Genomic DNA, 14388 nt, shown 5'->3' with positions numbered 1-14388 from the left:
AGAACACCCGCGCCCTGTTTGAGGCCTGCATGTAAGGACGAGGCCCGTGCCCCCGGGCGCGGGCCGCAACCCGATGCGCGAAACGACCGAGATCGCCGTGATCGGCGCGGGCGTGGTGGGGCTGACCATCGCGCTGGAACTGGTGGACCAGGGCCACGAGGTGGTGCTGGTCGATCCCGGGAAGCCTGGGATGGGCGCAAGCTATGGCAATGCCGGAACCATCGCCGGTTACGCCACCAGCCCCGTCGGCACGCCGGATGTGCTGAGGTCGCTGCCGTCTCTCCTCTTCTCGCGCACCTCCCCGCTCGCCATCCGCCACCGCGCGCTCCCATCGCTGACCCCGTGGCTCCTCCGCTTCCTCTGGCAATCGCTGCCGGCCCAGGCCGCACATAACGCGCGCAGCCTTGCCGCACTCCTGTCCGGGGCGGCCGAGATGTGGGACGACCTCGCGCTGCGGGTGCAGGGGGCCGGGATATTGCAGCGGCGGGGGTGCCTCTACCTTTACGAAAGCCCCAAAGCCTTCACCCAGGCCTGGACCGAGCTGGACCAGCGCCGGAAGCTGGGAGTGGAGGTGGACCTCGTCGGCCCCGACCGGCTGGCCGAACTGGAGCCGAACTTGCCGCAAGGCCTTGGCGGCGCGGCGTTCTTCACCGGGGCGACTTTCCTCGACGATCCGGGTCGGATGATGGGGGTGATCGCCGCCGCCGTGCTGGAGAAGGCGCGCCACATCCCCGCCCGCGCCGAAAGGCTGGAGCGGAAGCCCGACGGCGTGGTGATCGAAGGGCCGGGTCTGCACCTGCACGCGCGTCGAGTCGTGATCGCCGCCGGGGCGCATTCCCGGGCGCTTGCGGCAATGGCGGGCGACCGCATCCCGCTGGACACCGAACGCGGCTACCACGTCGAATGGGACATGGCCGAGCCGCTTCTGACCCGCCCCTCCTGCCCCACGGCGCGGGGGTTCTACTTCTGTCCGATGGCGGGCCGCCTGCGCGTCGCGGGCACTGTCGAGCTGGGCGGGCTGAGCCTGCCGCCCTCCCCCCACCGGATTGCCCGGCTGGTCGACGGCGCAAGGGCCTTCTTCCCGGACCTGGGGACCCCGGACCGGGAATGGATGGGCTTCCGACCCTCGATCCCCGACAGCCTGCCGGTGATCGGGCAATCCTCGGGCGGGGACGAGGTGATCCTCGCCTTCGGCCATGGACATCTGGGCGTCACGATGGCCCCGGTGACGGCGCGCATCGTGACGGACCTGATCCAGGGCCGAGATCCCGGCCCGGCCGCCAGAGCGTGTCGGCCGGACCGGTTCTGATCACTTCACTCGATGACCGGCTCGGGCGCCGGGGCGTCGTCATCGTCGTCGCCACAGGCGATCGCGCACAGGAGGATCCCGCCAATGATCACCGGGACGATCCAGCCCGAACGCGGGGTGGATTCCTCGACGATGACATCCGGCTGGATTTCCTCTTCGACGACGATCGGGCCGCCCGCCAGGGCGGCGGTCGAGGACAGCGCCATGGAAAGCGCAAGGGCAGGGGCAACAAGTTTCATGGGAGATCCTTTCTAGGAGCGGCAGTGCAGGCCAACCGAGGGACCGACCGCTTGGTTCCCCCGCCGTCCACGCGGCCGACGGACCGTGGCAGAAGTGTCACAGTGCGGACCCTCAGGAAAAGGAAAAAGCCCGGTGGCAGCGGCACCGGGCTTTCCGTAACCCGGCCTTCGCCGGACACCTTAGAAAGGGCGGAAGAGCGTGTGCTTGCAGGCTCGCCTTCCATGATCCTGAAAATACGCCGATCCGCGTCGGGTTCAATCTATCTGAAGATCGCAAGCCTAGTCGAAAGGATAGCGCCCCCCGGCGGGCCGGATCACGCGTAGAGTTCGGCCCAGCGGCGGACCAGTTGCCCCTGCAACCGCCTTGCGCGGCCGGTCCAGGCCTTGCCGCCCTCCGGCTCTTCCCGCAGGGCCACCGGCACCGCATCGCGCCGCGCGGGGTCGCCGGAGAAGATCGCAAAGACCAGTTCCCGCCCGCCCGGCGGCACGATATGGCCCGCCAGGCCCGAGACGAAGTTCAGCGTGCCCGACTTTGCCAGGACCTTGACCGGATGGCCCTCGATCACCTTGCCCTTGTCGTCCTTCATCCCGACATCGCGCAGGATCTCGTGCAGGCCCCGGCGTTCGCGTCCGGCCTGGACCAGGACTTTGGCCATGCCCGCCGCCGTCACCCGTGACGCCCCGCCAAGTCCGGAATGGTCGTGCAGGTCGAAATCGACCCCGAAGGTCGCCCGCACCCAATCCGACATCGCGCGACCCGAAACGGCAAGCGACGCCTGCCCCGAGGCGGTCAGCCCCACGCATTCCGCCGTCAGGTTGGTGGAGTAGCGCAGCATGTCGCGCAGCACCTCGGGCAACGGCTCGCTTTCGACGCGGCCGATCTCCTGCCCGGAGGGCACCGAGGCCACGCGCTCTCCGGGCTCCAGCCGGATTCCCTGCGCCCGGGCGAGCGTCCGGAACACCTCGGCCACATAGGCGCCGGGATCGCGCACCGGAAGCCATCGGCTGCCGCCCTTGCCCAGCGCGCCCGAGGCCACGGTCCATTCCTCGACCCGGCCCCGGCCATAGGTGAAAAGCGGGGCCTCGCGCTGCGCCACGGCAACCCTGACCATGCCGACCTGCGGCAGGAAGCGCTCGCCCCGGGCGTCGACGGTGGTCTGCCAGTCGCCCGAGACGCGCTTCCACTCGAAATGCACGCGGTTGAAGTTCAGGCACAGGCCCGAGACGGCGGCGTTGTAGCCGACGTGGTCGGGCTGGTCCGGCGCGATCCCGTCCAGACGCGGCAGCGCGCCGTCCCAGTAGAGGAACCGCCCCGTCGCGCCCTTCAGCCCCGATTGCGCCAGTCGCGCCACCAGGTCGCCCAGCTGGTCGGTCTGCAGCGTCGGATCGCCGCCGCCCGCCAGGACGATATCGCCCTGCACCATGCCCCCTGCCACGGGTCCCGTCGCCAGGACGCGCGTCAGGAAGCGGTAGCCGGCGCCCAGCTTCTCCAGCGCGTAAAGCGAGGTCACAGCCTTGGCCACGCTGGCCGGCGGCAGCGGCAGGTCCGGCTCGCGCGCCTCCAGAAGCGTGCCAGTCCGCGCATCCATCAGGACATAGGCGACCGATCCGCCCAGCTTGGCCGCCGCGATCAGATCCGAGGCGTCGAGGGGGCCCCTCGCCGCAGGGGCCGCCGCGACCTTGCCGCCCCGCGCCATCGGGCGGGGCGAGCTTTCCATGATCTCGGCCAGGCCCGGCGTCGCCACGCCTGCCAAGAGCCCGGCCAGTACCATCCGCCGCGAAATCATCCGTTCCACCCTTCCCGCTTCGACTTCTGATAGCCGCATCCCCGCCGATTCCGCCAGCCTGACGTCCGCCTCGAAAGATCGCGCTTGCGTGAGCCGATTATCTGACTACTGTCAGACAAAATAGCTGACATAGGTCCGACAATGCTGGATGCCATCGCCCGCCTCCGCCGCTTCAACCGCGCCGTCACGCGTGCGGTGGGGGCGCTGGACACCTCGTTCCTTGGCCGTGGCCGCCCGCTTGGCATGGCGCGCGTCCTGCAGCTGGTCCGCCCTGAAGGCACGGATGTGGCGCTGATCCGGGACAAGCTTGCGCTCGATTCCGGCCTCACAAGCCGGTTTCTGCGCAGCCTGGAGCGCGAGGGGCTGATCACGACCGCAACGGACCCGACCGACCGTCGCCGCCGGATCGCGCGGCTGACCGACGCGGGGCGCGCCGAAATGGCGGCCTATGAGCGGATCGGCTTTGACAGTGCCGCCCGACTGATCGCCCGCGCGGGGTCCCGGGCCGACGAGGTCGTGGCGGCGATGGACCTGATCGCGACGCTTCTCAACCGCGACCAGCTGGAGATCCGGTCCGCAGACCCCGACAGCCCCGAGGTCGGCTTCTGCTGGCAGTCCTATTTCGACGAACTCGCCTTGCGCATCCCCGCCACCCGCACGGCGAAGTTCACCCTGCCCGACCCCGGTGCGGACAGCTACCGCCCACCCCATGGCCGCTGCCTGGTGGCCTGGTCGGATGACCTCCCAGTAGGCTGCGTCGCCCTTCGCCCGCTGGAGGCGACCACGGCCGAGGTCAAGCGCCTCTGGGTCCACGACAGCGCACGGGGCCAGGGACTTGCGCGGCGTCTGATGCAGGCGATCGAGGACGAGGCGCGTGGCATGGGTCTGGCGCTCCTCAAGCTCGACACCAACTCGGCCCTGACCGAGGCCCTGGCGCTATACCGCGCGACCGGCTGGCGCGAGACCGCCCCCTATACCGGCGAGCCGGCGGACATCTGGCTGGAAAAGCGGCTCTGAGGTCCCGCCGTCTATCAACTCGAAGGCCGCCCCCGGCCCGACGGGACCGTGACGCCAAAGGCCGTCAGCGCCCCGACTTCCACCCTCCCCGCGCCCGGATCTCAGTCGATGAGGCGTCGTTCATCGGCAGGTTCACGAAGGCCCAGACCGGGGCCTTCCGCCCGCGCAGGTTCTCGCCCCGGTCGACCTGGTGCACCCGGAACGCCCGCGCAGCCACCGACAGTCGCGCCTGCACCCCCGACCCCGGCCGCGCCAGCACCCCCACGGGGACCGACCGCAGGATATCGCGCCACCGGCCCCAGCGGTGGAACTGCACCAGGTTGTCCGCCCCCATCAGCCAGACGAAGGTCACCCCGGGATAGATCGCCTTCAACCGGGTGATCGTGTCATAGGTCGCCCGCGTCCCCAGCGCCTCCTCCAGCGCCGTGATCCGCACCCGCGGGTCCCGCATCACTGCCGTCGCCCGCGCGATCCGGTCCTTCAGCGGCGCCGGCTGCCGCGCCTTCAACGGGTTTCCCGGCGTGACCAGCCACCAGACCTGGTCCAGCCCCATCCGCTTCAGCGCCTCGCGCGTGATATGCACATGCCCCTCATGCGCCGGATCGAAGGACCCGCCGAGAAGGCCCACGACCATGCCCCGCGTCGCAATGGGAAACCCCTGTCTCATGGCCCAATGGCTATCCAAAGCCGCGACGTCGGGAAAGGGCCTTCGCACCCGCCCGCCGTTGCCCTTCCGCCCGACAATCGCTACATACGCGCCAACCCCAAGGATCCCCGGAGCACGTCATGGCCAGCTATCAATACGTCTATCACATGGAGAACGTCTCCAAGACCTACCCGGGCGGCAAGACCTGCTTCGAGAACATCCACCTGAACTTCCTGCCCGGCGTGAAGATCGGCGTCGTCGGCGTCAACGGGGCGGGGAAATCCACGCTGTTGAAGATCATGGCCGGGATGGACAAGGACTTCAAAGGCGAGGCCTGGGCTGCCAAGGGTGCCAAGGTCGGCTACCTCGCGCAGGAGCCGTACCTGGACCCGGCGCTGACGGCCAAGGAGAACGTCATGCTCGGCGTCGCGGCCCAGCAGGCGATCCTCGACCGCTACAATGAACTCGCCATGAACTACTCGGACGAGACCGCGGACGAGATGGCGCAGCTGCAGGACCAGATCGACGCCCAGAACCTGTGGGAGCTTGAGGCGACCGTCGGCGTCGCGATGGACGCGCTCCGCTGCCCGCCGGATGATGCCGACGTGACCACGCTCTCGGGCGGGGAACGCCGCCGGGTGGCGCTGTGCAAGCTGCTGCTTGAGAAGCCAGACATGCTGCTTCTCGACGAACCGACCAACCACCTGGACGCCGAGTCCATCGCCTGGCTCCAGAAGCACCTGATCGACTACAAGGGCACGATCCTGATCGTCACCCATGACCGCTATTTCCTTGACGACATCACCGGCTGGATCCTGGAACTCGACCGCGGCCGGGGCATCCCCTATGAGGGCAACTATTCCTCCTGGCTCGACCAGAAGGCCAAGCGGATGGCGCAAGAGGCGCGTGAGGACAAGTCCAAGCAGAAGGCGCTGGAAAAGGAACTGGAGTGGATCCGCTCCGGCGCCAAGGCGCGCCAGGCCAAGGGCAAGGCCCGCCTCAACCGCTACAACGAGATGGCAAGCCAGACCGTCACCGAACGCGCCACCACCGCGCAGATCATCATCCCGAACGGCGAACGCCTTGGGAACAAGGTGATCGAGGTCGAGGGCCTGAAGAAGGCGATGGGCGACAAGCTTCTGATCGAGGACCTGTCCTTCACCGTGCCGCCCGGCGCCATCGTTGGCGTCATCGGCCCGAACGGCGCCGGCAAGTCGACGCTCTTCCGCATGATCACCGGCCAGGAACAACCCGACGCCGGCACGATCAAGCTGGGTGAGACTGTGAAGCTCGCCTACGTCGACCAGTCGCGCGACGCCTTGGACCCGAACAAGAACGTCTGGGAGGAAATCTCCGGCGGGGCCGAGGTCATCCACCTGGGCGACCTCGCCATGAACTCCCGCGTCTATACGGGGGCCTTCAACTTCAAAGGGACGGACCAGCAGAAGAAGGTCGGGCTCCTGTCAGGCGGGGAACGCAACCGCGTCCACATGGCCAAGCTCTTGAAATCCGGTGGCAACGTCCTCCTCCTCGACGAACCGACCAACGACCTGGACGTGGAAACCCTGCAGGCGCTGGAAGCCGCCATCGAAGACTTCGCCGGCTGCGCGATCATCATCAGCCACGACCGCTTCTTCCTCGACCGCCTCTGCACCCACATCCTCGCCTTCGAGGGCGACGCCCATGTGGAATGGTTCGAGGGCAACTTCCAGGCCTACGAGGAAGACAAGGTCCGCCGCCTCGGCCCCGACGCGCTGGAGCCGAAGCGGGTGAAGTATAAGCGGTTCGCCCGGTAGGTCGGGGCCTGCCCCGACTCCCTTGCGTAGGTCGGGGCCCGCCCCGACTCCCCCCGCACCCCCCGTAGGTCGGGCTTCAGCCCGACTCCCCCTCCCCACCAGTCATCCCCGCGCAGGCGGGGACCCATCCCCGGCCACCCACCTGAACCCCCGCCTCCGCGGGGATGACACCACCCACCTCCCGCACCCACCCCATCGTAGGGTGCGCTACAGCGCACCACCCGTAGGGTGCGCATTCATGGCGCACCACACCACACACCCCCCACCACCAGGCCTCCCTCCCCCTCGTGGGGAGGGGCAGGGTGGGGGCACAACACCAACCACCCCAAAACCACTCTCCCCACCCGCACCGTAGGGTGGGCACCCTGCCCACCACCCCTCGCAACAAGAGGGCCGCGCCCTCCCTCGGACGGGCGCAGCAACGCCGGATCGACGCCCTTTATCCCTCACCCCCTCCCACCGCAGTTCTGCAGAGTGCCATCACAAAGCGCCCTCCCGGGGGGAGGGAGGGCGCGGCTCGCCGGGCTACCGCCCTTGATTCTGGGCCAAGGGGTAAATACCGTACCAAAAGATGGGCCTTGATCGTTTCGAAGGCAATGCGACGCCACACTATGGTATTATTGTGATATGAAACGAGATAAACTCTTTGCCCAGGCATCCGCAGCACTTAACGCATTAGGAATAAATGAAGAGCTGTGCGTTTGCCCATTGTGCTGCACTGCCTATGGAAAGGACGCTCTCGAAGCAAGAATCCTGACTCTGGAACATGTTCCACCAAAGTCAGTAAATGGACGTGAGATTGTCCTAACTTGTCGAAACTGCAATAACTACGCAGGAAGCAAGTACGACCATTATTTGAAGCTCCGCGAAGATTTTGAATCGGCAAGAAGGGCTATTCTTCCCGGTGCAGGCGATGGTGCTGGCCGTTTCGTGCTCGAAGCGGCAGGAATCAAGGTAAATGCTCATTTAGTCTCAGAGGGGAACAAAAAGCTCTTCACAATGTCGCCAAGGCACAACCACTGGAAAGTCATGTCAGCCTTTCAGGAGCACATCTCCAAATTTGGACCAGGAGATCAATTCAATGTCACATTTTCACAGCGTTATAGCAACAGAAAGGCGAGAATAGCTGACATGAAGTCAGCGTTTCTTGCGGTCACTGCAAAGTTTGGTTTCTCTTTCGCCCTAAACGATGAACTCAAATCGGTTCGTGCACAACTTTTAGATGTTGAGAGAAATCATTTTGAACCTGTGACCGTCGCGTGCCGAGAAATGCCAAGAAACAAGATTCTTCTCGATGAACGGCAAGGGTTGGTATTCATCAGGTTCGATCGCCACGTTCATGTTCTGCCTTGGGTGAATCATGGCTCAGATAACTTTGAAGGCCATAGAGCTAGACAGTTTCGATCAACTGCGTCCGGCAAGCTGTTTGAACTTCCAAAATCCTTTGAAGCAGGACTCGACCATTCTGGGATGCTCAAAGACTACTTGAGGTTCACACCGCCAATCGACCAGTAAACTAGCTCCGCACTTTGTCGGTGTGCCAATCCCTCCGATAGTGCCCCCCAATCCTTAACACCCCCCTAACGCCCACACCCAACCCCTTGATTTCCTTCACCCCGAAATCCTGTCCTGCGTGGACAGACCCCCTTGCGGCCCCTACACTCCCCTCCAAACCATGAGGCCGCCATGCCCGACTACCAGACCCTCATCGACGCCCCCACCTGGGCCTTCATCGAAAAAACCAACGCCTCCTACCCCGAGAACACCGCCACCCTCTCCATCGCCGAGCAACGGGCGATCTACGACCGGATGTGCGCGGCCTTCGACAGCCCCTACCCGGACGGAGTGACCTCCCACGACCAACCTATCGCCGGTGTCCCCTGCCGCATCTACCCGGGCGAGCAGCCCACCGTCCTCTACCTCCACGGCGGCGGCTACGTGGTGGGCGGCCTCCACTCCCACGACGGGGTCTGCGCCGACATCCGGGGGGCCACCGGCCTGACCGTCGTCGCGGCCGACTACCGACTCTCCCCCGAACACAAGCACCCCGCCGCCTTCGACGACGCCTGCTCAGTCGCCCGCGCCCTCGCCCAGAACGGCCCCCTGATCCTGGTGGGAGACAGCGCCGGCGCCAACCTCGCCGCCGCCACCTGCCATGCCCTGAGGGGCAACCCGCAGATCAAGGGCCAGGTCCTGATCTACCCCGGCCTCGGCGGAGACCTGAACGCGGGCAGCTGCCTCACCCAAGCCAACGCTCCCATGCTGACCCGCGACGACGTCCTCTTCTACAAGGACATCCGCCACGACGGCCCCGCGCCGTACGGCGACCCCACGGTCAGCCCGCTGCAGGACACCGACTTCACCGGCCTGCCCCCCACCCTCGCCATCGCCGCCGAATGCGACCCCCTGGCCGACGACGCGCCAGCCTACGCCCGGAAGATCACCCAGGCCGGGGGCCGGGCACAGGCCATCACCGAACCCGGCCTCGTCCATGGCTACCTGCGCGCCCGGCACTCCGTCCCGCGCGCCACGGCGAGCTTCGAGCGGATCACTGCGACGATCACCGCCTTTGCCGAGGATCGTTGGCCGTTCTAGCGGCGGAACCCGCGCGTCAGGATCCGCGTTCTTTGGCCGAACGGGGCCACGCCGGACCCGGAAGCGAAAGGGCAAGCCATGACGCTCGGCACAATCCTCCTCATCATCCTCGTCCTCATCCTGATCGGCGCACTGCCGAGTTGGGGCTATTCCCGGTCCTGGGGCTACGGGCCCTCGGGCGTGGTCGGCATCCTGCTGGTGATCCTGCTGATCCTGGTCCTGATGGGCCGGGTCTAGCGCGGGAACCGGCCCTGTCGCCCCGCGTTGACAGGGCAACCAATGACCCGAAGGAGAACCCCATGAAAGGCGCACTTGCCTGGCTGATCGGCATTCCGATCCCGATCATCATCATCCTCTACCTGCTCGACGTGTTCTGAAGCCAAGCGGGCCGGGATCAGCTCCGCTCGATCTCGGCCCCAAGGCCACGCATCAGACCCTCGAAGATCGGGAAGGACGTCTGGATCGGCGAGCCGTCGTCGACCGAAACCGGAGCCTTCGCGGCAAGCCCGCAGACGAGGAAGCTCATCGCGATCCGATGGTCGATGTGGGTTTTCGCCGTGGCCCCGCCTGGAACCCCACCTGGGCCCATGCCGTGGACGATCAGCGTATCCTCATCCTCTTCGACCCGCACACCGCAGGCTTCCAACCCCCGGGCCATCGCGTCGATCCGGTCGCTTTCCTTGACCCGCAGTTCCTTGACCCCGCGCATCACCGTCCGGCCGTGGCTGAAGGCGGCCACCACCGACAGGATCGGGTATTCGTCGATCATCGACGGCGCCCGTTCCGGCGGAACCTCGATCCCCTGCAAGTTGCCAGAGAACCGGACGCGCAGGTCCGCCACCGGCTCGCCACCCTCTTCGCGGGGGTTCTGGAACTCGATGTCCGCGCCCATCTCGACCAGGGTCAGGTAAAGTCCGTTGCGGGTCAGGTTCTGGCTGACGCCGGGGACCAGGATGTCGGACCCCTCGACGATCAGGGCCGCACAGACCGGGAAGGCGGCCGAGGACGGGTCGCGCGGGACCGCCACGGTCTGCGGACGCAGCTCGGGCTGGCCCGTCAGAGTGATGACATGGCCCTCGGCCGTCTTTTCGACGTGCAGCTTGGCGCCGAAGCCGACGAGCATCCGCTCGGAATGGTCGCGGGTGGGTTCCTTCTCGATCACCACGGTCTCGCCCGGGGCGTTCAGGCCCGCAAGAAGCACCGCCGACTTTACCTGGGCCGAGGCGACGGGCAGGGCGTAGCGCACCGGAACGGGGTTCGCCGCGCCGACGATGGTCATCGGCAGGCGGCCGCCCTGCCGGCCATAGGCGCGGGCTCCGAAAAGGCTCAGCGGGTCCGTCACCCGCCCCATGGGCCGCTTCCGCAAGCTGGCATCCCCGGTGAAGGTCGCGGTGATCGGCGTCGTCGCCATCGTGCCCATGATGAGCCGCGCGCCGGTCCCCGAGTTGCCGACGTCCAGTACATCCGCCGGTTCCTGGAAGCCGCCGACGCCCACGCCGTTCACCGTCCAGGACCCTTCGCCATGCTGCGTCACGGTGGCCCCGAAGGCCCGCATCGCCTTGGCGGTGTCCAGCACGTCCTGGCCTTCGAGGAGGCCCGAGATCTTCGTCTCGCCCACCGCCATCGCGCCGAAGATCAGACTGCGGTGCGAGATCGACTTGTCGCCCGGCACCGCGGCCACGCCCTTCAGCGGCCCGGATTTCCGGGATTTCATCGGTTGCGCTTCGCCGTGACCGGACATCGTCGTCTCCCCTGTCGTTCCGCGAAGCCTGATAGCGCAAGCGAATGCGGGGCGCGACCCCGATTTCTTCAAAGAAATCGATCCGGGGTTTTCGAAAACTCCGGCCTCAGCCCCGACGGAAGGTCAGATAATGCGGCTCGCGCCCCTCGCGCAGCGCCTTCTGCTCGTAGCGGGTGGAGAGCCAGTCGCTCCAGGCCTCGCCCTGCCCCGTCTGGGACACCAGCTTGAAGCCCGCCTGCGGCACCTCTTCCAGCGTCTGGCGCACATAGTCGGGGATGTCGGTGGCCACGCGGAACTCGGCCCCCGGCGCGCAACAGCGGGCCAGCGCGGTCAAATAACCTTGCGTGACGAAGCGGCGACGGTGATGGCGCGCCTTGGGCCAGGGGTCGGGATAGTTGAGGAACACCTTCTGCAGGCATCCATCCGGCAGCACGTCGAAGAGATCGCGCACGTCGCCGGGATGGATCGCGACGTTGGTGATCTGACCGTCGCGGAGCTTGCCCAGCAGCATCGCGATGCCGTTCACGAAGGGCTCGCAGCCGATGAGGAAGATGTCGGGGTTTCGGGAGGCCATGTGGACAAGGTGCTCGCCCCCGCCAAAGCCGACCTCGAGCCAGAGGGGCCGCCCGCCGGTGAAGGACAGGTCCAAGGTGGCGCGCTCAGGGTTCTCTTCCCGCGTGACGCCCTTCAGGGACAGCGCTGACAGACCCGTTTCCAGATCGGCCTTCTGCTGCGCCCGCAGGGTCTTGCCGTGGATGCGGCCATAGAAATTGCGGCGTTCGCCCGCCTCGGACATGACAAGACCCCGGATTTGATCCGGGGCCTTCAATCAGAGCGCCACGCAAGGGTCAAGCGCGACCGGAGCCGGAACTGGCGACGCCGTCCGAGGGGCTCGATGCCCCGAGGACGGCTCCCCGGATCACACGGCCTTCTTCAGCGCCTCGACCAGGTCGGTGCGCTCCCAGCTGAAACCGCCATCCGCCTCGGGCGCGCGGCCGAAATGGCCGTAGGCCGAGGTCCGGGCGTAGATCGGCTTGTTCAGCTCCAGATGCGTGCGGATGCCGCGCGGGGTGAGGTCCATGACCTCGGCCACGGCCTTCTCGATGCGGGATGCTTCGACCTGGCCGGTCCCGTGGGTGTCGACATAGATCGACAGGGGCTTGGCCACGCCGATGGCGTAGGACACCTGCAGGGTGCAGCGTTCCGCCAGACCCGCGGCCACCACGTTCTTCGCAAGATAGCGCGCGGCATAGGCGGCCGAGCGGTCCACCTTGGTCGGGTCCTTGCCCGAGAAGGCACCGCCGCCATGCGGAGCCGCGCCGCCGTAGGTGTCGACGATGATCTTGCGGCCCGTCAGCCCCGCATCCCCGTCCGGGCCGCCGATGACGAAGGTGCCGGTGGGGTTCACGTGCCATTCGGTCTTGCGGGTGATCCAGCCGTCGGGCAGGACCTCGCGGATGTAAGGCTCCACGATCTTGCGGATGACCTTCGAGGTCTGGCGCTTGGACGTGTGCTGGGTCGAAAGCACGATCGACGTGACCTCGACCGGCTTGCCGTTCGCGTAGCGCAGTGTGAGCTGGCTTTTCGCGTCCGGGCCCAGGGTCGGTTCCGCACCGGATTTCCGCGCCTCGGCCAGGCGGCGCAGGATCGCGTGGGCATACTGGATCGGAGCCGGCATGTATTCCGGCGTCTCGAGCGTCGCATAGCCGAACATGATGCCCTGGTCGCCCGCGCCATCCTTGTCGACGCCCTGCGCGATGTGCGCGGACTGTTCGTGGATGTAGTTGTGGACCTTGATCTTGTCCCAGTGGAACTTCTTCTGTTCGTAGCCGATGTCCTTGACGCAGTCGCGGACGATCCCGTCGATCCGCTGCATCATCGCCGCCGTCGCCTCCTTGGAGGACAGGCCGACTTCGCCGCCGACCACCACGCGGTTCGTGGTGGCAAAGGTCTCGCAGGCGACGCGGGCGTTCGGCTCTTCCTTCAGGAAGGCGTCCAGGACGGCATCCGAGATGCGGTCGCAGACCTTGTCGGGGTGGCCCTCCGAGACGGACTCGGACGTGAAGACATAGTCAAGGCGGCTCATGGGAAGTGCTCCGTTGGGTTCATCCCGCCACGCCAGGAAGCCGTTGTGGGGGGGATCAAGATGCGTCTGCCTAGACGGGCCGGGGAACCCCGTCAATGGGAAGCTCGCCGCCGACCGGACATGGCCAGCGCCGCGAGACCAGCCAGCAACAGCGCCACGGGGCCGTCCCCCCAGAGCGCATAGGGCGTTGGCGGCAGGGCGCCGGGAATCCGGGTGTCCAGCGCGTCCATCGTTCCGAAGGGCAGTTCGGCCAGGACGCGGCCCCGCGCATCCACCACCGCGGTGACGCCGGTATTCGCGACGCGGATCAGGGGCAGCCCCTGTTCCACCGCGCGCAGCCGTGCCTGGTCGAAGTGCTGGAAGGGACCGGTCCAGACCCCGAACCAGGCGTCGTTGGTGATCTGCAGCATCCAGTCGGCGCGTTCGGGCATCGCGTTGACGTCGCGGGGAAAGATCGCCTCGTAGCAGATGAGCGGCAGTACCTTGCCGAAAGGGCCAAGGTCCAGCACCCGCGGCCCGGGACCGGCGGAATAGGTATTCCCCGCCTGTGCCGCGAAGGCCCGCAGTCCGAACCAGTCGTAGGCCAGGTCGCCGAAGGGGATGTATTCGCCGAAGGGGACAAGATGTGCCTTGTCGTAAAGCGCCGTCTGCACGCCCTCGCCTTCCAGGACCCGGAGGCTGTTGTAGAAGCGCCCCGCCTCCTCACGCTGGATGCCAAGCGCCACCGGGCGGCCAGCCGAAGCCGCGACGACCATGCCGGCGACCTCCGGACTGTATTCCAGCATGTAAGGAACCGCGGTTTCCGGCCAGATCGTCAGGTCTGCCGGACCATCCCGCGCGGTCAGCATGGTCAGGCGGTCGAAGAACTCCTGCGCGCGGGCGGCTTCCCACTTGACCGACTGCTCGGCGTTCGGCTGGACCAGACGCAACGTCTCGGCCCCCGGGTCCGGCAGCGGCTGAGACAGGCGCCAGACCCCGAAGCCGAGCCCGGCGGCCAGAAGCGCCGCAGATCCCACCGCGCCCCGCAGCCGGAAGAGGACCGGCAGGGCCGCAACCAGAAGCGTCAGAAGGCTGAGAAGCGACGGCCCACCCAGGGCGGCCAGCTGGTCCAAAGGCGTGCCGATCCAGACATGGCCCAGCATCGCCCAGGGAAATCCGGTGAAGATCACCCC

13 protein-coding genes and 1 riboswitch are annotated in these 14388 nt (G+C 66.9%); of the genes, 6 read left to right on the top strand and 7 right to left on the bottom strand.

Features of this window, described 5'->3' with window-relative positions; all coding sequences use genetic code 11:
- The first annotated feature begins 46 nt into the window (after positions 1–46).
- Entirely contained in the window at positions 47–1309 is a 1263-nt protein-coding gene (locus ACE3Q6_RS21640) for an NAD(P)/FAD-dependent oxidoreductase (RefSeq protein ID WP_374437047.1), read from the top strand.
- A 5-nt stretch (positions 1310–1314) separates the two neighbouring features.
- On the opposite strand, the gene ACE3Q6_RS21635 is transcribed toward ACE3Q6_RS21640, so the two are convergent.
- Both ACE3Q6_RS21635 and dacB read right to left on the bottom strand, forming a co-directional pair.
- Positions 1315–1548, bottom strand: coding sequence for a hypothetical protein (locus ACE3Q6_RS21635; protein ID WP_374437045.1), 234 nt, complete (start codon positions 1546–1548; stop codon positions 1315–1317).
- Positions 1549–1862: 314 nt separating this feature from the next.
- Positions 1863–3335 carry a D-alanyl-D-alanine carboxypeptidase/D-alanyl-D-alanine-endopeptidase gene (gene dacB, locus ACE3Q6_RS21630; protein WP_374437050.1) on the bottom strand — a complete coding sequence of 491 codons (1473 nt, stop codon included), beginning with the start codon at positions 3333–3335 and terminating at the stop codon, positions 1863–1865.
- A 141-nt stretch (positions 3336–3476) separates the two neighbouring features.
- Here dacB and ACE3Q6_RS21625 point away from each other — a divergent pair, with 141 nt between their 5' ends.
- Complete coding sequence (locus ACE3Q6_RS21625; RefSeq protein ID WP_374437043.1) at positions 3477–4352, top strand: GNAT family N-acetyltransferase; 876 nt, start codon at positions 3477–3479, stop codon at positions 4350–4352.
- A gap of 64 nt (positions 4353–4416) precedes the next feature.
- On the opposite strand, the gene ACE3Q6_RS21620 is transcribed toward ACE3Q6_RS21625, so the two are convergent.
- A complete protein-coding gene (locus tag ACE3Q6_RS21620; RefSeq protein WP_374437041.1) occupies positions 4417–5019 on the bottom strand; it encodes a nicotinate-nucleotide adenylyltransferase in 603 nt (200 codons plus the stop codon).
- A 119-nt stretch (positions 5020–5138) separates the two neighbouring features.
- On the opposite strand from ACE3Q6_RS21620, the gene ettA reads away from it, so the two are divergent.
- The 4 genes from ettA to ACE3Q6_RS21600 all read left to right on the top strand — a co-directional run bounded on the left by ettA (position 5139) and on the right by ACE3Q6_RS21600 (position 9626).
- A complete protein-coding gene (ettA, locus tag ACE3Q6_RS21615; RefSeq protein WP_374437039.1) occupies positions 5139–6794 on the top strand; it encodes an energy-dependent translational throttle protein EttA in 1656 nt (551 codons plus the stop codon).
- A gap of 627 nt (positions 6795–7421) precedes the next feature.
- Positions 7422–8309 (top strand): hypothetical protein, encoded by an 888-nt coding sequence (locus ACE3Q6_RS21610; RefSeq protein WP_374437037.1) that lies wholly within the window; start codon positions 7422–7424, stop codon positions 8307–8309.
- Between the two features lie 171 nt (positions 8310–8480).
- Positions 8481–9389, top strand: a complete 909-nt coding sequence (locus ACE3Q6_RS21605; protein ID WP_374437035.1) for an alpha/beta hydrolase — start codon at positions 8481–8483, stop codon at positions 9387–9389.
- Between the two features lie 78 nt (positions 9390–9467).
- A complete protein-coding gene (locus tag ACE3Q6_RS21600) occupies positions 9468–9626 on the top strand; it encodes a DUF3309 family protein (RefSeq protein ID WP_374437032.1) in 159 nt (52 codons plus the stop codon).
- A 157-nt stretch (positions 9627–9783) separates the two neighbouring features.
- On the opposite strand, the gene aroA is transcribed toward ACE3Q6_RS21600, so the two are convergent.
- From aroA to lnt, 4 genes are all read right to left on the bottom strand, one after another.
- Positions 9784–11130 (bottom strand): 3-phosphoshikimate 1-carboxyvinyltransferase, encoded by a 1347-nt coding sequence (gene aroA / locus ACE3Q6_RS21595; protein WP_374437030.1) that lies wholly within the window; start codon positions 11128–11130, stop codon positions 9784–9786.
- Positions 11131–11236: 106 nt separating this feature from the next.
- A complete protein-coding gene (locus ACE3Q6_RS21590; protein ID WP_374437028.1) occupies positions 11237–11926 on the bottom strand; it encodes a tRNA (guanosine(46)-N(7))-methyltransferase TrmB in 690 nt (229 codons plus the stop codon).
- A 123-nt stretch (positions 11927–12049) separates the two neighbouring features.
- The gene (gene metK / locus ACE3Q6_RS21585; protein WP_374437025.1) at positions 12050–13216 is read right to left on the bottom strand and encodes a methionine adenosyltransferase; all 1167 of its coding nucleotides are present in this window, start codon (positions 13214–13216) and stop codon (positions 12050–12052) included.
- 6 nt (positions 13217–13222) lie between these two features.
- Positions 13223–13271: riboswitch (SAM-SAH riboswitch) on the bottom strand.
- 37 nt (positions 13272–13308) lie between these two features.
- The coding region (gene lnt, locus ACE3Q6_RS21580; protein ID WP_374437023.1) for an apolipoprotein N-acyltransferase at positions 13309–14388 on the bottom strand (1080 nt) is incomplete at its 5' end.

The sequence above is a fragment of the Tabrizicola sp. genome, assembly GCF_041913445.1.
Lineage (GTDB): Bacteria > Pseudomonadota > Alphaproteobacteria > Rhodobacterales > Rhodobacteraceae > Tabrizicola.
The sequence above is the reverse complement of the archived record's forward strand: the minus strand, read 5'-3'. Positions and strand labels throughout refer to the sequence as shown.